This window comes from Phyllobacterium sp. K27 (assembly GCF_054796155.1).
In genome coordinates this window covers 1,867,978-1,887,020 of the sequence record NZ_CM139240.1, presented here as the reverse complement: position 1 = coordinate 1,887,020, position 19,043 = coordinate 1,867,978, and the positions used below count along the sequence as shown (strand labels likewise).

General features: G+C 53.5%; 19 protein-coding genes. 8 read left to right on the top strand and 11 right to left on the bottom strand.

The window, feature by feature from the left end; all coding sequences use genetic code 11:
* Positions 1–55 precede the first annotated feature (55 nt).
* Positions 56–1,033 (top strand): DUF2865 domain-containing protein, encoded by a 978-nt coding sequence (locus tag ACYJL1_RS09150; RefSeq protein WP_460895122.1) that lies wholly within the window; start codon positions 56–58, stop codon positions 1,031–1,033.
* Here the strand turns inward: ACYJL1_RS09150 and ACYJL1_RS09145 are convergent.
* The 8 genes from ACYJL1_RS09145 to ACYJL1_RS09110 form a co-directional block, all read right to left on the bottom strand.
* Positions 951–2,324, bottom strand: coding sequence for a glutamate--tRNA ligase (locus tag ACYJL1_RS09145; protein ID WP_460895121.1), 1,374 nt, complete (start codon positions 2,322–2,324; stop codon positions 951–953). The genes ACYJL1_RS09150 and ACYJL1_RS09145 overlap by 83 nt on opposite strands.
* 66 nt (positions 2,325–2,390) lie before the next feature.
* Complete coding sequence (locus tag ACYJL1_RS09140) at positions 2,391–4,205, bottom strand: ABC transporter ATP-binding protein (RefSeq protein WP_460895120.1); 1,815 nt, start codon at positions 4,203–4,205, stop codon at positions 2,391–2,393.
* 362 nt (positions 4,206–4,567) lie between these two features.
* Positions 4,568–6,241, bottom strand: a complete 1,674-nt coding sequence (locus ACYJL1_RS09135; RefSeq protein ID WP_460895119.1) for an NAD+ synthase — start codon at positions 6,239–6,241, stop codon at positions 4,568–4,570.
* Positions 6,242–6,293: 52 nt separating this feature from the next.
* On the bottom strand, positions 6,294–6,644 hold the full coding sequence (locus ACYJL1_RS09130) for a diacylglycerol kinase (protein ID WP_460895118.1): 351 nt from the start codon (positions 6,642–6,644) through the stop codon (positions 6,294–6,296).
* A gap of 54 nt (positions 6,645–6,698) precedes the next feature.
* Positions 6,699–7,127 carry a GFA family protein gene (locus ACYJL1_RS09125; RefSeq protein ID WP_460895117.1) on the bottom strand — a complete coding sequence of 143 codons (429 nt, stop codon included), beginning with the start codon at positions 7,125–7,127 and terminating at the stop codon, positions 6,699–6,701.
* A gap of 59 nt (positions 7,128–7,186) precedes the next feature.
* Complete coding sequence (gene nhaA / locus ACYJL1_RS09120) at positions 7,187–8,362, bottom strand: Na+/H+ antiporter NhaA (protein WP_460895116.1); 1,176 nt, start codon at positions 8,360–8,362, stop codon at positions 7,187–7,189.
* Between the two features lie 95 nt (positions 8,363–8,457).
* Entirely contained in the window at positions 8,458–8,889 is a 432-nt protein-coding gene (locus ACYJL1_RS09115; RefSeq protein ID WP_460895115.1) for a GFA family protein, read from the bottom strand.
* A gap of 88 nt (positions 8,890–8,977) precedes the next feature.
* Positions 8,978–10,357 carry a class II 3-deoxy-7-phosphoheptulonate synthase gene (locus tag ACYJL1_RS09110; RefSeq protein ID WP_460895114.1) on the bottom strand — a complete coding sequence of 460 codons (1,380 nt, stop codon included), beginning with the start codon at positions 10,355–10,357 and terminating at the stop codon, positions 8,978–8,980.
* A 196-nt stretch (positions 10,358–10,553) separates the two neighbouring features.
* Between ACYJL1_RS09110 and ACYJL1_RS09105 the strand changes: the two genes are divergently transcribed.
* Genes ACYJL1_RS09105 through ACYJL1_RS09095 form a run of 3 tightly spaced genes read left to right on the top strand, consistent with a single transcriptional unit; the run spans position 10,554 to position 12,080 of the window.
* Complete coding sequence (locus ACYJL1_RS09105; RefSeq protein WP_460895113.1) at positions 10,554–11,435, top strand: alpha/beta hydrolase family protein; 882 nt, start codon at positions 10,554–10,556, stop codon at positions 11,433–11,435.
* Positions 11,354–11,776: a BrnT family toxin gene (locus ACYJL1_RS09100; RefSeq protein WP_460895112.1), complete on the top strand. Its 423-nt coding sequence runs from the start codon at positions 11,354–11,356 to the stop codon at positions 11,774–11,776. The genes ACYJL1_RS09105 and ACYJL1_RS09100 overlap by 82 nt, the downstream gene beginning before the upstream one ends.
* Positions 11,766–12,080: a BrnA antitoxin family protein gene (locus ACYJL1_RS09095; RefSeq protein ID WP_460895111.1), complete on the top strand. Its 315-nt coding sequence runs from the start codon at positions 11,766–11,768 to the stop codon at positions 12,078–12,080. Before ACYJL1_RS09100 ends, ACYJL1_RS09095 begins: the two co-directional genes overlap by 11 nt.
* A gap of 12 nt (positions 12,081–12,092) precedes the next feature.
* Here ACYJL1_RS09095 and gor read toward each other — a convergent pair whose 3' ends face one another.
* The 3 genes from gor to rpiA all read right to left on the bottom strand — a co-directional run bounded on the left by gor (position 12,093) and on the right by rpiA (position 14,967).
* The gene (gor, locus tag ACYJL1_RS09090; protein ID WP_460895110.1) at positions 12,093–13,484 is read right to left on the bottom strand and encodes a glutathione-disulfide reductase; all 1,392 of its coding nucleotides are present in this window, start codon (positions 13,482–13,484) and stop codon (positions 12,093–12,095) included.
* A gap of 117 nt (positions 13,485–13,601) precedes the next feature.
* Positions 13,602–14,156 (bottom strand): DUF2059 domain-containing protein, encoded by a 555-nt coding sequence (locus tag ACYJL1_RS09085; protein ID WP_460895109.1) that lies wholly within the window; start codon positions 14,154–14,156, stop codon positions 13,602–13,604.
* Between the two features lie 91 nt (positions 14,157–14,247).
* Positions 14,248–14,967, bottom strand: coding sequence for a ribose-5-phosphate isomerase RpiA (rpiA, locus tag ACYJL1_RS09080; protein ID WP_460897989.1), 720 nt, complete (start codon positions 14,965–14,967; stop codon positions 14,248–14,250).
* A gap of 141 nt (positions 14,968–15,108) precedes the next feature.
* Here rpiA and ACYJL1_RS09075 point away from each other — a divergent pair, with 141 nt between their 5' ends.
* The 4 genes from ACYJL1_RS09075 to ACYJL1_RS09060 all read left to right on the top strand — a co-directional run bounded on the left by ACYJL1_RS09075 (position 15,109) and on the right by ACYJL1_RS09060 (position 19,040).
* A complete protein-coding gene (locus tag ACYJL1_RS09075; RefSeq protein WP_460895108.1) occupies positions 15,109–15,792 on the top strand; it encodes a phosphoglycolate phosphatase in 684 nt (227 codons plus the stop codon).
* A gap of 118 nt (positions 15,793–15,910) precedes the next feature.
* Positions 15,911–16,381, top strand: a complete 471-nt coding sequence (locus tag ACYJL1_RS09070) for a BA14K family protein (protein WP_460897988.1) — start codon at positions 15,911–15,913, stop codon at positions 16,379–16,381.
* Between the two features lie 232 nt (positions 16,382–16,613).
* Complete coding sequence (locus ACYJL1_RS09065; protein ID WP_460895107.1) at positions 16,614–18,026, top strand: circularly permuted type 2 ATP-grasp protein; 1,413 nt, start codon at positions 16,614–16,616, stop codon at positions 18,024–18,026.
* A 72-nt stretch (positions 18,027–18,098) separates the two neighbouring features.
* Complete coding sequence (locus tag ACYJL1_RS09060) at positions 18,099–19,040, top strand: alpha-E domain-containing protein (protein WP_460895106.1); 942 nt, start codon at positions 18,099–18,101, stop codon at positions 19,038–19,040.
* The last annotated feature ends 3 nt before the right edge of the window (positions 19,041–19,043 follow it).

Sequence of the window (19,043 nt, the reverse complement as noted above, 5' to 3'; positions counted from 1 at the left end):
ATTGCTGCCGCATGAACATGGATGGTTTTGTCAATATCCCAATATGAGACCACCCATGATCCGGACATTTTTGCTCATCCTTGCCGCATCTGGCGCTCTGTTTGCCGGAACAGATTTGTCTTATGCACAAAGCGACACTTGCGCGCGCATGCAAAGCCGTCTCGACAGGCTGAACAATGACCTGACGCTGGATGATTATGAGTTCAATTTGCGCCGGGATCGCATAGAGGCCGCACTTGATGCCAATAATTGCCCGATAAAGGACTTTCAATATCGCGATCTGCCAAGACTGGATGAGGAGGAGCCCGGCTCCTACGAGATTTATGGCGGGCGTGAACCGCAACCTGTAGGCCCGGGATCAATCCCGGTTCCTATCGAAGGTGGCCAATTTCAGACAATGTGCGTGCGCACGTGCGACGGCTATTATTTCCCCCTGACCTATCAGACAGGCGCAGAGAATTTTCCGCGCGACCAAGCGCAATGTCAGGCACAATGTCCCGGAGCACAGCTATTCTTCAAGCCAACAGGCGAAGAACGTCCGGAAGCCATGGTTTCGTTGGCTGGTCAGGCCTATCGGGACATGCCGAACGCTTTCAAGTTCCGTAAGGCTGGTGCCAATGGCACACCGCAATGCACATGCCAGAAAACAGCCGGAAATTTTTCGACCATGGGTGATCCACGCGAACTGGCAAAGCAACCGCCAAAGCCAGCTTCGCCACCAGTCGTTCGGCCCGCACCACAAGCTCCGGCAATTGTCCCGCAGGAGCCGCTGCCGGCTGCAACGCCGCCAGTGAATCCGGCATTGACAGAACCTGAAAAGCCCAACGAGACGCCGGTTCAAACCAAAGTTGAACCTTCGGCCAGCCCAACAAAACCCGCTGCAAAGGCAAATGAAGCGCCATTGCCCAAGCCATTGAGCGAAGACAAGCCAATCGACCCGAACCGCAAGGTCAGGGTCGTCGGGCCAACGTTCCTTCCCGACCAAGAAGCGGCAAAAGATCCGCAAGTTCAGGACCGGAAGCCCGGCCCGTAAGCGCGATACGCAAAGGCATAAACAAGCCTTTGCCTTTGCGCCCGCTCTGCCCCTTCACGGCATCTGTCCACGCTTTCCACGTATCATGGTTCCATGGCTCAGATGGCAAAACATCAAAGGCGGCGCGGATGAACTCACGATCCTCCTCGGCCAGAGGCTCGTCGCTCGAAGGACCGTTTTTGACAATTGCCCACCACTGCGAAGCATCAGATACAAAGGTAAGATTGCTGCGCACAGCCAGCCAGAACGCCTCTGCATCATCACCTACGATGCCAAGCGCAGCAAGCCTGTCTTTGGCATCGCTAAACGGCATGGTATGGATCAGCGTGCGGTTAAGCGCATCCAGATCGGCAGGATCAAACTTCGAAGCCGATTTCGATGTAGCTGCCGGATCAAAAACTGCGGCTAGCGCGTCCATATCGGGCATGGCAACAACATTTTCCGAAGTGCCAGTCAGCACGGCAAGGCTGGCAACGGCCATGGGCTCATAGCCAGCGCGGCGCAGACTGCCCACTGACAAAGCACCTGTACGCTTGGACAGGCCCTCGCCTGTCGCAGTTGTCAGCAGATTGTGATGACCAAGCTGCGGTGACTTTGCGCCCATCGCCTCAAAAATTGAAATCTGCACACCGCTATTGGTGACATGATCATCGCCGCGAATAATATGCGTAATGTTCATATCAATATCGTCGACAATCGAGGTGAACGTATAAAGATAAGTGCCGTCCTCACGGATCAGCACTGGATCTGACAGGGATGCCAGATCGACGGTTTCCGGTCCGCGCACCAGATCATCCCAATGCACTTCGGTACGCACCGGGGCGAAAGGATCATCCTTGAAATTCGGCAGAAGGAAACGCCAATGCGGGCGCTTGCCCTCTGCTTCAAGCTTGGCTCTGTCTTCGTCAGACAGCTTGAGCGCATCGCGTCCATAGACAGGCGGCAGGCGGCGCGCGAGGCGCAACTTGCGTTTCAGATCAAGCTCTTCAGCAGTTTCATAGCAGGGATATAGAAGTCCGGCGGCCTTCAGCTTTTCAGCCGCCGCCGCATACTCGGCAAAACGCTTCGACTGATACTCGACACGGAACGGCTTGATTCCCAGCCATTCGACATCTTCGGCAATGGCTTCGACATATTCAGTCTTTGAGCGTTCGACGTCGGTATCGTCAAAACGCAGGACCATTTGTCCGCCATTTTTCAGCGCAAACAGCCAGTTGAACAAGGCAGTGCGTGTATTGCCAATATGAATATAGCCAGTGGGCGAAGGTGCAAAACGTACGATTGGGGTCATGCTCGGGGCATATCGGATGCAGCGATGAATGGCAATATGGGCCGCGCTTGCACGCGGCCCATATTCTTAGCTGTCCTGGAGCATAAGGCCCTTTGTCAGCTCCATCGCCTGCAATTCGAACAGGCCACGATAGATACCGCCCTTGAGCCGTATCAATGCTTCGTGGTTGCCCTCCTCCACGATACGGCCATGGTCAAAGACCAGAAGCCGGTCGAGAGAGCGCACAGTGGACAGGCGGTGAGCGATCACCAATGTCGTCCGGCCGAGCATCAACCGTTCCATTGCCTGCTGGATCAGCATTTCCGATTCTGAATCGAGACTGGAAGTCGCCTCGTCCAGAATAAGAATTGGAGCATCGGCAAGAAATGCGCGGGCAATGGCAACACGCTGGCGTTCACCGCCGGAAAGCTTCACACCGCGCTCACCAACGAGCGTGCTGTAGCCTTTCGGCAGATTGGTGATGAACTCATGCGCACTTGCCTGGCGCGCCGCTTCCTCCACCTCTGCCTGCGTGGCTCCAGGCCTTGCATAGGCAATGTTTTCCGCCAGCGTCCGGTGAAACAGGATCGGCTCCTGCTGCACAATGGCAATTTGCTGGCGTAACGACGCCTGTCTGACATCGGCAATGTCCTGCCCGTCAATACGGATCTGACCTGACTGCACATCATGCAGACGCTGGATCAGCTTGACGAATGTGGACTTGCCCGAGCCCGAATGCCCGACCAGACCAACCCGCTCGCCCGCCCGGATCGTTGCCGAGAACCGGTCATAGAGCGGCAGTCTATGCGCGCCATAATGGAACGTCACATTGTCGAACTCGATCTTGCCATTGGTGATCTGGATCGGCTTTGCACCGGGCCGATCATCAATGCCGAGTGGTTGACTCTGAATATCAACCAGCTCTTCCATGTCATTGACGGAACGCTGCAAATTGCGAATGTCCATACCGACTTCACGCAGATATCCCTGCAGGATGAAGAACGAGGTGAGCACAAAGGTGATGTCACCCGCGCTTGCATGGCCATTGGCCCACAGAAGCAGTGCCGAACCGATCATCGAGGCCCTCAAGACAAGAAGCATCGAGCCTTGTGTTGTCCCGTTGATCGTTCCGCGCCGCCATGTGCGTGCCGTACGGTCACGCCATTTCGCCACGACCTTGGCAAGCCGCGCATCTTCGCGTGCTTCTGCACCAAAGCCTTTGACGACCATGTTGCAACTGACTGCATCGGCCAAAGCACCACCGAGCTTTGTGTCCCAGCGATTGGCAAGACTTGCCATAGGCGCAACAAAGCCAAGCGACATGAGCACTGTGACCACCACAAACAGCAGCGAACCAAGACCGACGATGATGCCCATGACCGGCCAGTACCAGGCCATCAGCGCTGTCGAGCCGATCAGCATGATGATGGACGGAAACAGCGCCAGCAGCAGCGTATCGTTGAGCAGATCAAGCGCCCACATACCACGCGTAACCTTACGCACGGTCGAACCGGCAAAGCTGTTCGCATGCCAGTCCGTCGAGAAACGCTGGATACGGTAAAAGGCATTCGCAGCAATATCGGACATCATTTTCAATGTCAGCTTGACCACTGTCATAAAAATAATGTGCCGCAGGACAATCGCCCCCAGAGAAAGGGCAATCAGCGTCGAGAAGGCTGCCATTGCAGCATTCCAGGTTACTTCGTCCTGCGGGCTGCCTTTGACAATGGCATCGACAAGCCGACCCGAATAAAGCGGAGTCAACACATCGGCCAGTGTCGAAAGCAACACGGCGGTAAATGTCAGGGACAGACGCACTGGTTGCGCCTGCCAATGTTTCCAGGTGAATCCGAGAACGCTGCGGAAAGCTCCGCCCCGGATGGCGAGTCGAAAAAAAGCCATGACAATCGTCCGGCACATACGCACCGGCCTCAATAGGAATTGTAGAACGAAGATGCCGTTTAGTAGGAAAGCAAATCAGTACGGCATTGTGGTGTGGCGACTTGGCCGAATACGGACAAGGCCAATGTCGGCGATGAGTTCTTGACTTGTGAAGCCAATAGAAAAGCCAGAAGGCTTTTCGCCATCACATATCAGGAACGAGCGCCGCCCCGTGGGGACATCATAAAAGCTGCCATTCGTGAACCTCCCGGTCGTAATTGCCGGAGATTGGCTTATAAGCGAATCGCGTTGCGCCGCCAAGCGCCTATTTTTTGGGCAAATGGCTTTGGCTAGCGGGTGCGGCCAGATTGCAACAGTGCAGCTTACTGCCTGTCACGGAATCTGTTGGTGATCGGGTAGCGGCGGTCACGACCGAAATTCTTCTTTGTGACCTTTACCCCCGGTGCCGATTGGCGACGCTTATATTCAGCGATATAGAGCAGATGCTCGATACGCTCCACTGTCGCCCGTTCATGGCCACGCGCGACGATTTCGTCCACGCCCATCTCATTTTCAACCAGACATTCGAGAATATCATCCAGAACCGGATAAGGCGGCAGAGAATCCTGATCCGTCTGGTTTTCGCGCAGTTCCGCCGAGGGCGCCTTGCTGATGATATTGAGCGGAATCACCTCTCCAGATGGACCAAGCCCACCGGCTGGCACGTTCTTGTTGCGCCATTCGGACATGGAATAGACCTGCATTTTGTAGAGGTCTTTAATCGGATTATAGCCGCCATTCATGTCGCCATAGAGTGTGGCATAACCAACGGACATTTCCGACTTGTTGCCGGTCGTCACAACCATCGAGCCGAACTTGTTGGAAATCGCCATAAGGATTGTGCCCCGCGCACGGCTTTGCAGATTTTCCTCGGTAATGCCTTCCTTCGTGCCCTCGAATGTGGGGCCCAGCGCTTTGAGAAAACCTTCTACCGGCTCGAAGATCGGCACGATATCATAGCGGCAACCGAGCAACCTTGCGCAATCCTCGGCATCTTTCAGCGAATCCTTGGATGTGTAGGTGTAAGGCATCATAACAGCACGAAGCCGCTCCTCACCCAGTGCGTCAACAGCCAGAGCAGCGCAGATCGCCGAATCGATACCACCGGAAAGGCCGAGCACGACATCCTTGAAGCCGTTCTTGTTGACGTAATCGCGCAGGCCGAGCATGCAGGCACGATAATTCGCCTCCTCGCCCTCCGGAATACGCGACATCGGGCCTTCACCACAGCTCCAGCCATCTTTGCCGCGACGCCATGTGGTGACAATCAGCTGTTCCTCAAATTGCGACATCTGGAATGCGAGATTCTTGTCGGCATTGAAGGCAAATGAAGCGCCGTCGAAAATCAAATCATCCTGCCCGCCAAGCTGATTTGCAAAAACCAGCGGCAGTCCGGTTTCGATGACCTGGCGCAATGCCACCTGGTGGCGCACATCAACCTTGCCGCGATAATAGGGCGAGCCATTGGGCACGCAGAGTATTTCCGCGCCGCTTTCCGCCAGCGTTTCGCAAACGCCAAGATCGCCCCAGATATCCTCGCAGATCGGTATGCCGATGCGCACGCCTCTGAAATTAACCGGCCCCGGCATGGGGCCTGGCTGAAACACACGCTTTTCGTCGAATTCACCATAATTAGGCAGATCAACTTTGAACCGCTCGGCAATGACCTCGCCGCCATCCAGAACCATGACCGAGTTGTGCAGCCCGGTCTCACGCCGCAGCGGCGCACCGATAATGACACCGGGACCACCATCAGCCGTATCCTTGGCGAAGTCTTGAACGGCCTTTTCGCAAGCCTCGATAAATGCCCGCTTCAGTACGAGATCTTCCGGCGGATAGCCGGAAATGAACAGCTCCGTGAAAAGCACAAGCTCGGCGCCTTGCCGCGCTGCATCGGCTCTTGCTTCTCGCGCTTTGGCAAGATTGCCCCTGATATCACCCAAGACGGGATTGAGCTGCGCTATGGCGATGCGGAGAATGTCGGGATTTTTGCTCATTTTGAACATATATCGTTTCGTTGATGGAAAAACAATGTGGCCATGAAGCGTATCATAGGAAGAATACGCGCCAGAGCGTGTAGAGCCAGACAGTTGCAACCAGAATAACGGAGATCAACACAGCGAGCGAACCGCAATCTTTGGCAATCTGAATTTCCTTGTGAAAGTCGCGTGAAACCGCATCGCAAGCTGCCTCAATACCAGTGTTCAAGACTTCAACCATGATGAGAAACAGCAGCGACCCGGTGAGAAGCAGGAAAACAAGACCAGAGGGCGCTATGATAGCAGCAACGGGAATGGACAGAAGAAACAGTACAAGCTCCTGTTGTACTGCCTTTTCATGGACAGCAAGATGCTTGAGCGCCCGCATTGAATTGATGAATGCCATAATCAACCGGTGCATGCCCTGCCCCTGTATATTCCAGACATGCCAGCTATATGATCACGACATCCCGCGTCAATGCTTGTGAGACGGCGCAACCACAATCCCGCTGTTGCTTTGCTCATATTGCGGCAGACCATCGGCGATTTCGTAGTAATCACCTTTATCAGCAACGAAAATATGGACTTCCCCCTCAAGCCCCGTGGGACTGTCGAAGGCGCCAGCCATGACCGATATGTAGTCGAGGTCATTGTGCTTCCAGAATAAAACAGAGCCGCAATGCTTGCAGAAGCCGCGCCGGGCAAACGCGCTGGCTTCAAACCAGCTGATATTATCCTTGCCGGATATGTCGATGCAGTCATCCTGGACATTCGTTGCCGCATAGTGATGACCGGACTGTTTACGGCATTGCGAGCAATGACAATAGACAACGCCACGCAGCGGGCCTCGCGTTTCAAAGTGCACTTTGCCGCAAAGGCACGAGCCTTTATGCAATTCTGTCATAAATCACGCCTCCGTTGAAGGACTGGAGAATAGGCCGGTAACTCTGTCCGCTTTCGCATTCACGCCTTGGCAGATCGTTTTGACGACAGCACCAGCAGGAAGGCGCCAAACAGCGCCGACAGCAGGGATCCGAGAAGAACGCCCAGCTTTGTTTCATCCTGAAGCAAAGGCGAATTAGCATAGGCGAGCAGCCCAATGAACAGGCTCATCGTGAAGCCGATGCCGCAAAGTGTGGACACGCCATACATTTGCGTCCAATTGGCCCCCGAAGGGCGCTCTGCAAATCGCATTTTGATGGCAAGCCATGCAAAGGAAAACACACCAAGCTGCTTGCCTACAAACAGACCGGCGGCAACGCCGAGTGGCACAGGGTCGGCCAGATTGGACAAGGAAACACCACTGAATGAAACACCCGCATTTGCAAAGCCGAATATTGGCACGATTGCAAAAGCGACCCATGGCTGGATTGCATGTTCAAGCTGGAGAAGTGGTGAATTCGCCTCGCCCTTGTCGCCCTTCATGGGGATCGTCAATGCCAGAAGCACACCTGCGATTGTGGCGTGAATGCCGGATTTGAAAACCAGTATCCAGAGAATCACACCAAGCACGACATAGGCCCAAAGTCTGACCATTCCCATGAAATTCATCGCCATGAGAATGGCAAAGACGAGAGCGACACCCGCCAGCGCCGGAACGTTGATGCCCTCTGAATAGAACAGCGCGATAATGATGACCGCACCAAGATCATCGATAATGGCAAGCGCCGTCAGAAATACCTTCAATGACATTGGAACGCGTGATCCGAGCAGCGAAAGCACGCCAAGGGAAAATGCAATATCCGTAGCTGATGGTATAGCCCAGCCCCGGATCGTATCGCCCTCGTTAAAAGCAATGAAAATCAAGGCCGGAACAACCATGCCGCCAACAGCGGCAAAGCCCGGAAGCGCCCGCCGCGACCAGTTGGACAATTGTCCGCTGATCATCTCCCGCTTGATTTCGAGACCGACAAGCAGGAAGAAAACCGCCATCAATGCGTCATTGACCCAATGCAGGACGCTGAGACCGCCAACATAGAGATGCAGCAGATCGAAATATGCCTTGCTTAGCGGCGAATTTGCGATGATCAGTGCCAGCGCAGCAACAACCATCAGAATGATGCCACCAGAGGCCTCACTTGCCATAAAGGAACGGAAGGAGGCTGTCAGACGGGCTCGGCGGGGTGCTTTTATTTTCATACCCGCCTTGATAGAATCCGAAACTGAAAAACTCCACCCCAAATTGGTCAGTTATGACATTAATGTGAGTAAAATAATGATAGACAAGGAAGGCATTACTTGCGCGGTATAAATTTCAAAATCCCTGCCAGGTCCGACCCTTGTTCACTGCCCCTGTCGGACGGGTGAGTTGTGCCATCATTTACTGGCAATTCCTCGAAGTCGAACGGGCTGATACCAACCAGACAAGCGACATTAACACCATATTCCTCCGGATTGGACCGGCGCTGGTGATGGGTATAGATCCCGCATTTCGAACAGAAGTAATGTTTGGCCGTGTTGGTATTGAATTGGTAGAGGGTCAGCGCGTCTTTGCCTTGCAAAATGTTGATGTCACCCACATTCGCGCTCACGGCAACGGCACCGCGCATCCGGCAATAGGAACAGGTGCATCTGCGCGCGCTATGCAAGCCATTCTTCAACCGCACATGAAAACGAACGGTGCCGCAATGGCAAGAGCCGTCAATCTCATCGATATTCTTGTCCATCAGAACCTCCTTCGCCGCACCTCGCCCCTGATACAATAATGGCGGCCACCCGGACCGCCATTCAATAATTTTTTAAAAGTCAGCCGGATCAGCCGTTTGCAGCAATTTTCTGCGGCTGGCTGTCACGCTCCTTCTTGAGAAGCTCAGCAACCAGAAACGCCAACTCCAAAGCCTGATCGGCATTGAGACGCGGGTCACAATGGGTGTGGTAGCGATCCTGCAGATCTTCCGCAGATATAGCGCGCGCGCCACCTGTGCACTCTGTCACATTATTGCCGGTCATCTCGATGTGAATGCCGCCAGGATATGTGCCCTCGGCATGATGAACTGCAAAAAAGCCTTCGACTTCCTTGAGGATGCGGTCGAATGGACGCGTCTTGTAGCCATTGGCAGTGATCGTATTGCCATGCATCGGATCACAGGACCAGACAACGTTACGGCCTTCCTTCTGCACCGCGCGGATGAGCTTCGGCAAATGATCGCCAACCTTGTCGTGACCGAAGCGGGCTATCAATGTCAGACGGCCAGCCTCGTTTGCCGGATTAAGCAGATCAATCAAACGCAACAGGTCGTCAGGCTCCAATGTCGGGCCACATTTGAGACCAAGCGGATTTTTGATACCGCGGCAATATTCGATATGCGCATGATCAGCCTGACGCGTACGATCGCCAATCCAGATCATGTGACCGGACGTGCCATACCAATCTCCGGAGGTAGAATCGACACGGGTCAAAGCTTCTTCATAGCCGAGCAGCAGCGCTTCATGACTGGTGTAGAAGTCCGTCTCACGCAGTTGCGCGTTTGTTTCAGCCGTAATGCCAACGGCGCGCATGAAGTCGACCGTATCGGCGATACGGCGTGCGAGCGTGCCATAACGCTCGCCTTGCGGGCTGTCAGCCACGAAGCCAAGCATCCACTGGTTGACGTTTTCCAAATTGGCATAGCCACCTTGCGCGAATGCACGCAGGAGATTCAGCGTTGCGGCGGACTGGCGGTAGGCCATTTCCTGACGCGCCGGGTCTGGAACACGCGATTGCTCGCTGAACTCAGTGCCATTGATAATATCGCCGCGGTAGATTGGCAGCTCGATACCGTTCTTTGTTTCCGTGTCCGAAGAACGCGGCTTGGCAAACTGACCCGCGATGCGGCCAACCTTGACGATGGGCTGCGAGGCACCAAATGTCAAAACGACTGCCATCTGCAGGAACACGCGGAAAAAGTCACGAATATTGTCTGCGCCATGTTCGGCAAAGCTTTCGGCGCAATCACCACCTTGTAGCAGGAAGCTTTCACCACGGGAGACGGCGGCAAGCTGCTTCTTCAGCTTGCGTGCCTCACCTGCAAAAACCAAGGGTGGATATGTCCTAAGACGGGCCTCGACATCGCTCAGCGCCTGAGCGTCCGGATAAAAAGGCACCTGCTTGATCGGTTTGCCTCTCCAGGAAGTCGGTGTCCAGTTCTTGGTCATTATTGCACCTGTTACTTGCTTTCCACTTTGGTAGCGTTTGTTTGAGATTTTCCGGTCATGCCGGAAGGCGCTCATATAGTCCAATTATGCCTATGATACCAGTCCCGTTAACAATTGCGGCGCTGATGGGATTTGGCCGTTGTGAGAAGGGCGAATTTATATTACCTTAACGTAAAAGTAATTGCGGGAGGCAGCAATGCAAGAGATTACTTTTATGGCAGCGGATGGTTTTCCCTTGCATGGCAATCTGTACAGTGGATCAGGGCAGAAGCCGGCAGTTCTGATTTCTTCGGCTGCCGCAGTTCCAGACAGTTTTTACAGGCATTTTGCCAATCGGCTGCTTGAACTTGGCGCGTCTCAGGTGCTCACCTATGATTATCGTGGCGTCGCACAATCTCTTGTTCCCAAAGGCTGGAAGCCGCGCCTTCACATGAAGGATTGGGCTGTTCTCGACATGGTGGCCGCGCTGGATGAGTTGAAAAAAGCTTCAGGCGACAAACCGATCGTCGGCATTGGCCATTCGTTTGGAGGCGTCGCAATCGGCCTATGCAATCGATCCGCCGATTTTGAACGGTACACCACCCTCGCCTCGCTGTCGGGCTATTATCGCAACACCGCCGAGCCCTTTGCTGTGTTTGCCAGAATGAATCTGTTGGGCGTGCCACTCACATATCCACTGGGACGACTTCCCAAGTGGAGCGGAATTGGTGAGGCCCTGCCGGGCAGCATTTTCCGGGACTGGGCACGCTGGTGCCGCAATCCGAACTTCCTGTTTGAAGACCCGAAAGTTCCCGAAGCACGGTATTTTTCAGCAGTGGAGATACCGGTGCTGGGTATAGGCATAAGTGATGATCCCTGGGGCACGCCAAGGGCCGTTCGATTGTTCCTTGAAAGACTTGTGAGTGCAGACGTTCACGAGCTTTGGCTATCGCCGGAAAATCTTGCCGATAAAATTGGCCATCTTGGCTATTTCCGCAAAACCCGTGCTGAAACCCTATGGCCGGATGTCATGAACTGGTTGCTGGATGGCACGCCTCCCGCAAACGCGATAAAACGCACCAGCGTCCGTGCCGCTTGAGACTAAGGTCGTGCTTTCATCCGAGAAGATATTACCTATTATCGTTCCATTATTTTGATTTCTCTTATTTATTGTACGTACAATATATGATAATCATTTGGGACGAACCGAAACGCATTGCGAATATCGAAAAGCACGGACTCGATTTCTTGGATTTAAGCCTCGACTTTTTTCTTAGTGCAAACATCAGGCCCGCCAAGAAACAACGGCTTCAAGCAATCGGCTATCTCGACAATGGGATGATCTCCGTTATCTTTTTTCAACTCGGTAGCGAAGGGTGGTCGATAGTATCAATGCGCCCCGCCAATCCGAAAGAAAGGATGGTATACTATGACAGCTAAGCCGAGTATCCAGAAGGAGTTCAGGCAGGGTCGTGGCTATTCACGTGATGACTGGGACGACGTGTCGGACAATCCTGAATGGACGGAGGAGGAGTTAAAGAACGCGCGTCCATTTCGCGAAGTCTTCCCCGAAATGGCGAAAAAAATAGAAGAGGAAATCGCCAAACGTGGCCGTCCCCTTTCAGCTGTCACCAAACAGCCGGTAACAATACGCCTCGATCCCGACGTGATTGCCAAATTCAAAGCGACCGGCCGAGGCTGGCAGTCCAGAATTAATGAAGTGCTGCGGCAAGCGAAGGTGTGATCTCCATCAAACTCAATCGACGCGTTCGCCTTTAACGATGCGGTAGCTTGGCTTATACATTGTAACAAGCTCTTCCGAAGCGGTGGGGTGAACAGCCATTGTTCGGTCAAAATCGTCCTTGGTACAGCCCGCCTTGATTGTTATTCCAAGCAGTTGCGCCATTTCCCCTGCATCTGGCCCGAGAATATGAGCACCCACCACCTTGCGGCTGGCCGCATCGACAACAAGCTTTGTCAGCATCCTGTCCTTGGCTCCCGAAAGCGTATTGCGCATAGGACGGAACAGGGCGCGATAGATTTCAACCTCGTTGAATTCCTTGGCAGCCTCCTCTTCCGAGAGACCCACCGTGCCAATTTCGGGCTGTGAGAACACTGCGGTGGCAATGTCGCGGTGATCAGGCTTGGTTGGATTGTTTTTGAAAGCCGTTTCAAGGAAACACATGGCTTCGTGGATGGCCACGGGTGTCAGCTGCACGCGGTTTGTGACATCTCCGACTGCCCAGATATTATCGACAGTTGTGCGTGAATAGTCATCAACCTTGATCGCGCCGATTTCGTCTACTTCCACGCCGACCTGCTCCAGACCGAGCATTTGTGTGTTGGGTACACGACCAATTGCCAGCATGACCTGATCGGCCATTAATTCATCGCCAGACGATAAATGCACATCAAGGTGCCCATCAGGATTGCGTTTGACCTCTTTCAATATCTCGCCGCAGCGGATTTTGATGCCCTTGGCTTCCATCGCCTCATGCAGAAGATGACGCAAATCATGATCGAAGCGGGACAATATCTCTTTACCCCGATAGACCAGGGTTACATCAACGCCCAATCCGTGAAAGATATTCGCGAACTCAACCGCGATGTAGCCGCCACCGGCAATGATAATCGCCTTTGGCAACTGCTCCAGATGAAATGCCTCGTTGGAGCTTATGCAAAACTCATACCCCGGCAGCGCAGCGTGCGGATTTGGATGACCGCCAACCGCAATCAGAATCTGATCGGCAGTGATGCGCTTTCCCGTTTTGAGTATCTCGACCGTGTGGGCATCAATCAGCACGGCACGGCTGTCGAATATCTCCACATGCGAATTGTCCAGGCCCTTGCGATAGAGCCCTTCCAGTCGCGCAATTTCCTTGTCCTTATTGGCAACGAGCGTTGACCAATCAAATCTCGTCTCGCCGACAGACCAGCCATAACCGGCAGCCGCTTCAAAATGTTCCGGAAATTGAGACGCATAAACGAAAAGTTTTTTGGGAACACAGCCGCGTATCACACAGGTACCCCCCATGCGAAACTCTTCGGCAAGACCGACCTTCTTGCCCATAGCACCCGCAAGCCTGCCAGCGCGAACACCGCCTGATCCGCCTCCGATAACGAAAAGGTCGTAGTCAAACTGCGTCATGGTGAGAGAACTCCGAATCTGTAGTTGGCCAAACTATATGGGACTTATCCGGATATTTTAAAAGCACAAAGCCCGGCATGAACCGGGCTTTGAAATCAAATTCACGTAGGAGCCAAATCAGGGCTTAGGTGTTTCAGGTGCAGCCGGAGTTGCAGGAGCAGGCGATGTGGCAGCTGCTGCTGCGACAACCTTTTCCGCGACAGCCTGGGCCAGATCGCGCGCTATTCCGCGCTGCCAGATGCCAGCTGCCTTCAAAACTTCACGGGTAACAATGGGACCTTCCGAGAGAAGCTTTTTGCCGGCCGGAGAATTGTAAAAGCCGGTGATGGCATTCAGGTCTTCTTCCGTGAAGGAAACAGCATATGCGCGGGCCGCCTCATTTTCGAGGTCGCCACGACGCGAGGCCAAGGCCAGAGCCTGTTCATCAACCGCCGAACTGATGATCGCTTCCAGATTCGGATCTTTCTGAATCAGCTCTGCCTTCAACTGCTGAGCAACCATAGGTAGAATCGAGTCGAACTGATCGGTCGTCTTGATGGCAGTAACAGCGGCGCGTGCAGCAGCCAGATGGGATGGAGTGATTTCCTGCGCTTGTGCAGAATAAACACCGCCCAGCATGATTGCGATGGACAAGGGTGCAATCAAGCGGCGAAAGCCAGTTGCTCGGTTCATGAATTTATCGCTCCGTTTTTCGTTGTATGCGTCTCACCCAAAGCGTCTCCAAGCTTGCGGATGAAACAACAGTTCTAATGCTACTGCATGCCTAGACAGATTTATCACGCAGCAATGTCTGAATACCGTCAGCACCGGCCAATATGGCTGTATGCGCCAGATTCAAAAATAAACCATGCTCCACGACGCCGGGAATGGCATGCAAAGCATTGGACAAGGCTCTTGTATCCGGAATGCGGCCAAAAGATGCATCCAGGATCAAATGCCCCCCATCCGTTACAAATGGCTCTGTACCAAATGCATCGCCTCCCGTCATCCTTAATGTAATGGCACCGGACAGGCCGAGCCCGGCAGCTGCCCGCTCTATCGCCAGCCTGGTCGAAGCCAATCCAAAACGATTGACCTCAATGGGAAGTGGAAAAGCGCCGAGCACATCAACAAACTTGGACGCATCTGCAATGACAATCATGCGGCTGGAAGCAGCGGCAACGATTTTTTCACGCAGCAGCGCGCCTCCCCCCCCTTTGATCAGGCTAAGTTGTGCATCAACTTCGTCGGCACCATCGATGGTGAGGTCGAGCTGCGGCGTTTCTTCAAGGGTCGACAGTGGAACGGCAAGTTCGCGGCAAAGCTTTGCAGTGCGTTCGGAAGTAGGCACGCCGATAACAGATATCCCCGCTTCGACTTTCTTTGCCAGCAGGCGAACGAATTCTTCTGCTGTCGATCCCGTGCCTATGCCCAGACGCATGCCATCCTCGACATAAGTCAGGGCCGCAGCGGCAGCTTCGATCTTCAGTGTCTTCGGGTCCATAACCAGTGCGCCCTCTTGTAGCTTTGACTTGCCATCTTTTTGCATTGACATTGGGCTCCCTAACACGTCAGGCAAAAGGGTCAAGACTCGCCTTGTGATTTTGGCGGGCTTGTATGCCATAAAGCGATAGCAGGAATAGAAATGTCTCAACCCATTATCGTCTTCGATCTTGACGGAACGCTGGTCGACACAGCTCCCGATCTTCTCGACAGTCTCAATCATTGCCTGAGTGCGGCAGGAATGCAAAAAGTCGATCCGGTAGCACTGCGCCGCTATGTCGGCCAGGGCGGCCGCGTCATGATTGAGCGTGCTTTCGAGGCACAGCAAAAGCTGCTGAGCCCGGAACAACTCGATTGGCTTCTCGGCCTGTTCATCGAGCATTACGGAGCAAACATGCCCGGACACTCAGCGCTTTATGAAGGCGTTGCCCAGACAATGGACGAGCTTGCCAATGCCGGTTACCTCCTTGCCGTTTGCACGAACAAGTTTGAAGGTTTGGCTGTGTCGCTGCTAGGTCACCTTGGAGAGACAGCGCGTTTTGCGGCAATTACCGGTGGTGATACGTTTGCATTCAGGAAACCAGATCCGAGGCATCTGGTTGAGACGATCAGACTGGCGGGTGGCGATCTCGACAGGGCCGTGATGGTGGGCGACAGCCATACAGATATCAACACCGCAAAGGCAGCTGGAATCCCGGTTATAGTGGTTGATTTCGGCTATTCGGATAGGCCGGTTGCAACTTACGATCCCAGTCGGGTCATTTCACACTATCGCGAACTGAGTGTCGAAATGGCTGGAGATTTGATTGCTGCTGTAAATGCATAGGTTTTCATCCAACTGGAACAAAACAGCTTATTGCACGTTCTGGATTCTAGAATGATGCCGACAAAATTTGGTTCGTCATCAGAACGAAGTGTTTGATACTTCGGGAAACTCTGGAGGAATTATGAAAAAGCTCACTTCAATTCTGACAGCAATGGCCATGTCTGTCGGGATGCTATCGGCGGGAGCCGCTCCGGCTGCTGCGGCTCCAATCGCTCCAGTTGCAATTGAAACAGGCACCAGCAATCTACAGACCGTACGTGACCACCGGCGACACTGGCGCGGCGGCCATCGCGCCCGCGGCGACAGACATTGGCGCGGCCACCGTGGCTGGAGAGGCGACAGGTATTATCGCGGTCATCGTGGTTGGCGCCACCATCGCCCCGGATATCGCTATCACAATGGCGCATGGTTTCCGCTGGCAGCTTTCGGCACCGGTGTGATTATTGGCAGCACTGTCAATCGCCCGGTCTATCGTGGTGTCCGTTCGCACACGCAGTGGTGCTATAACCGCTATCGTTCCTATCGTGCGTCGGACAACACATTTCAGCCATATAACGGCCCACGCCGTCAATGTTACTCACCATACTGAGGTGACGCGGCTTGATTCTAGAGCCCGGCTGCTCGCAGCCGGGCTTGTTTCCTGTTAGCCGACATCAACAAAATGCCTTCATATTAGACGAAGGCCGTATTGCTCTTGCCCACAACACATTATAGCTGCCTAGTTTTTAACCCGTCTCATATATGGCGGGCGCTGCTGGAGGAATATGCTTGCATTTTTCCCCGAACGCGCTTGAATGATAATTATATAAAGGGGGATTTGAGTGAAGCCATTTGACGAGATGATCAAAACCGGCGACGAGGTTCGTCCACCATATGACCAGTTAAAGAACTGGCTCGACACGCAAAACCCAGGCCGATTGGCGCAAAAAGCACTCGATGCTGAGAATGTTTTTCGTAAAACCGGTATTACCTTCGCCGTCTATGGCGATGAAGAGGCCGCCGAGCGGCTTATCCCCTTCGACATTATCCCACGCATTATAACCGGAAATGAATGGCGACGCCTTTCGCAAGGTATCGAACAGCGTGTGATGGCGCTGAACGCCTTTCTTGATGACATTTACCACCGTCAGGAAATCATCCGCGCAGGACGCATCCCCCGCGAACTGTTCACGCATAATGATGCCTATCTGCCGGAAATGGTTGGGTTCCGCCCGCCGGGCAATGTTTATACTCACATCATTGGCGTCGATATCGTTCGTACGGCGGAGAATCAGTTCTATGTGCTGGAGGACAATGCACGGACCCCTTCCGGCGTCTCCTACATGCTGGAAAACCGCGAAACAATGATGCAGCTCTTTCCGGAGCTGTTTCAGCAGATCAAGGTGCGTCCGGTAGAGACCTATCCAAAAATGCTGCGACAATCGCTTGCTGCCGTCGCGCCATCGGGGTGCAATGGTACACCAACAATCGCAGTGCTGACCCCCGGCATCTATAATTCCGCCTATTTTGAACATGCGTTTCTGGCTGATCAGATGGGTGTGGAACTGGTTGAAGGCAGCGATTTGAAGGTCGAGAATGGCAAAGTCGTCATGCGCACGACCGAAGGTAACCGCGCAATCGACGTTCTATATCGCCGCGTGGACGATTCTTATCTTGACCCCCTCACCTTCCGCCGCGATTCGGCGCTGGGCGTTGCCGGCATCATGGATGTCTACCGGTCCGGCAATATAACCATCGCCAATGCACCGGGAACCGGAATCGCTGACGACAAGGCGCTCTACTCCTACATGCCGGAAATCGTCGAATTCTACACCGGCCGAAAGGCAATATTGGAAAACGTGCCGACACATCGCTGTTCCGAGCCGGACACGCTCAAATATGTTCTCGAAAATCTCAGTGAACTCGTTGTGAAGGAAGTGCACGGTTCCGGCGGCTACGGAATGCTTGTTGGGCCTGCTGCTTCAAAGAAAGAGTGCGAAGATTTTGCGCTGAAGCTGAAAGCCAACCCTAAAAACTACATCGCCCAGCCGACACTGGCGCTATCGACCACACCGATCATGACGGAAAAAGGTCTCGCGCCACGCCACGTGGATTTGCGACCTTTCGTGCTCGTTTCGGATCGCATTCGCATTACGCCCGGCGGGCTGACACGTGTTGCCCTGAAGGAAGGCTCGCTGGTCGTCAACTCAAGTCAGGGTGGCGGCACAAAGGACACTTGGGTACTGGACGATTAAGATTCAGACGATTGCGGAAATAAGGGCCATCCATAAGGCTCCCGATACATAAAAGAGGGAATTTATTAGAAAATGCTACTTGGGCGTACCGCAAATGGTCTTTACTGGATGTTTCGCTACATAGAGCGGGCAGAAAACATGGCTCGCCTGATCGATGCCGGATTGCGCATGGCGCTTACCAAGACCTCCGATGCACCGGAAGAATGGGCTTCGGTTCTCATGAGCGCCGGTGTGAAGATCGGCTACGACAATAAATACAAGGAATACAATGCCAGCCTTGTTTCAGATTTCCTCTTGCGTGATCTGGACAATCCTTCGAGCGTTATCTCCTGCGTTGAAACGACCCGCTCAAATGCGCGCATGGTGCGAACCGCTTTAACACGCGAAGCATGGGAAAGTGTCAATGAAACCTGGATGGTGTTGAAATCCACCTTGGCGTCCGCCATTCCGGAAACAGATCTGCCGCGTGTTCTCGATCAGATCAAACGCGAAACTGCGATTATTCGTGGTGCTTTTCACGGCACAATGCTGCGCAACGAGATCTTCAATTTTGCGCGGATCGGCACATTCATCGAGCGGGCCGACAACACGGCACGAATTCTCGATGTGAAGTATTATGTACTTCTGCCATCGATTTCCTATGTCGGGACGACACTTGATAATTTTCAATGGGAATCAATTTTGCGGTCGGTTTCTGCCCATCGCTCCTATCGCTGGGTCTATGATATCGAGTACAATCCAGTGAACATTGCCGATTATCTGATCCTGAATTCGAGAATGCCCCGCTCGTTGAACTTCTGCTATTCCAATATCGTCGACAACCTCAAACATCTGGCAATCGACTACGGCGCCCGTCATGAATGCCACGACATGGCCGAGGGTATCATGACCCGACTTGAGAACAATGATATTCGCACAATTTTCGACAATGGACTGCATGAGTTCCTGAGTGATCTTATCTATCAAACAACTGGCTTGAGCAGTAAAATCGCCAAAGCCTACAATTTTGATTGAGCC

Bases quoted from the DNA above. Each gene is read 5' to 3' on its own strand.
- ACYJL1_RS09130 (WP_460895118.1), bottom strand. From the start codon at position 6,644: ATGCACCGGTTGATTATGGCATTCATCAATTCAATGCGGGCGCTCAAG.
- ACYJL1_RS09095 (WP_460895111.1), top strand. From the start codon at position 11,766: ATGACAGCTAAGCCGAGTATCCAGAAGGAGTTCAGGCAGGGTCGTGGC.
- ACYJL1_RS09100 (WP_460895112.1), top strand. From the start codon at position 11,354: ATGGCCGGATGTCATGAACTGGTTGCTGGATGGCACGCCTCCCGCAAA.
- ACYJL1_RS09105 (WP_460895113.1), top strand. From the start codon at position 10,554: ATGCAAGAGATTACTTTTATGGCAGCGGATGGTTTTCCCTTGCATGGC.
- ACYJL1_RS09145 (WP_460895121.1), bottom strand. From the start codon at position 2,324: ATGACCCCAATCGTACGTTTTGCACCTTCGCCCACTGGCTATATTCAT.
- ACYJL1_RS09125 (WP_460895117.1), bottom strand. From the start codon at position 7,127: ATGACAGAATTGCATAAAGGCTCGTGCCTTTGCGGCAAAGTGCACTTT.
- ACYJL1_RS09115 (WP_460895115.1), bottom strand. From the start codon at position 8,889: ATGGACAAGAATATCGATGAGATTGACGGCTCTTGCCATTGCGGCACC.
- ACYJL1_RS09135 (WP_460895119.1), bottom strand. From the start codon at position 6,241: ATGAGCAAAAATCCCGACATTCTCCGCATCGCCATAGCGCAGCTCAAT.
- ACYJL1_RS09150 (WP_460895122.1), top strand. From the start codon at position 56: ATGATCCGGACATTTTTGCTCATCCTTGCCGCATCTGGCGCTCTGTTT.
- ACYJL1_RS09075 (WP_460895108.1), top strand. From the start codon at position 15,109: ATGTCTCAACCCATTATCGTCTTCGATCTTGACGGAACGCTGGTCGAC.
- ACYJL1_RS09110 (WP_460895114.1), bottom strand. From the start codon at position 10,357: ATGACCAAGAACTGGACACCGACTTCCTGGAGAGGCAAACCGATCAAG.
- ACYJL1_RS09085 (WP_460895109.1), bottom strand. From the start codon at position 14,156: ATGAACCGAGCAACTGGCTTTCGCCGCTTGATTGCACCCTTGTCCATC.
- rpiA (WP_460897989.1), bottom strand. From the start codon at position 14,967: ATGGACCCGAAGACACTGAAGATCGAAGCTGCCGCTGCGGCCCTGACT.
- gor (WP_460895110.1), bottom strand. From the start codon at position 13,484: ATGACGCAGTTTGACTACGACCTTTTCGTTATCGGAGGCGGATCAGGC.
- nhaA (WP_460895116.1), bottom strand. From the start codon at position 8,362: ATGAAAATAAAAGCACCCCGCCGAGCCCGTCTGACAGCCTCCTTCCGT.
- ACYJL1_RS09140 (WP_460895120.1), bottom strand. From the start codon at position 4,205: ATGGCTTTTTTTCGACTCGCCATCCGGGGCGGAGCTTTCCGCAGCGTT.
- ACYJL1_RS09060 (WP_460895106.1), top strand. From the start codon at position 18,099: ATGCTACTTGGGCGTACCGCAAATGGTCTTTACTGGATGTTTCGCTAC.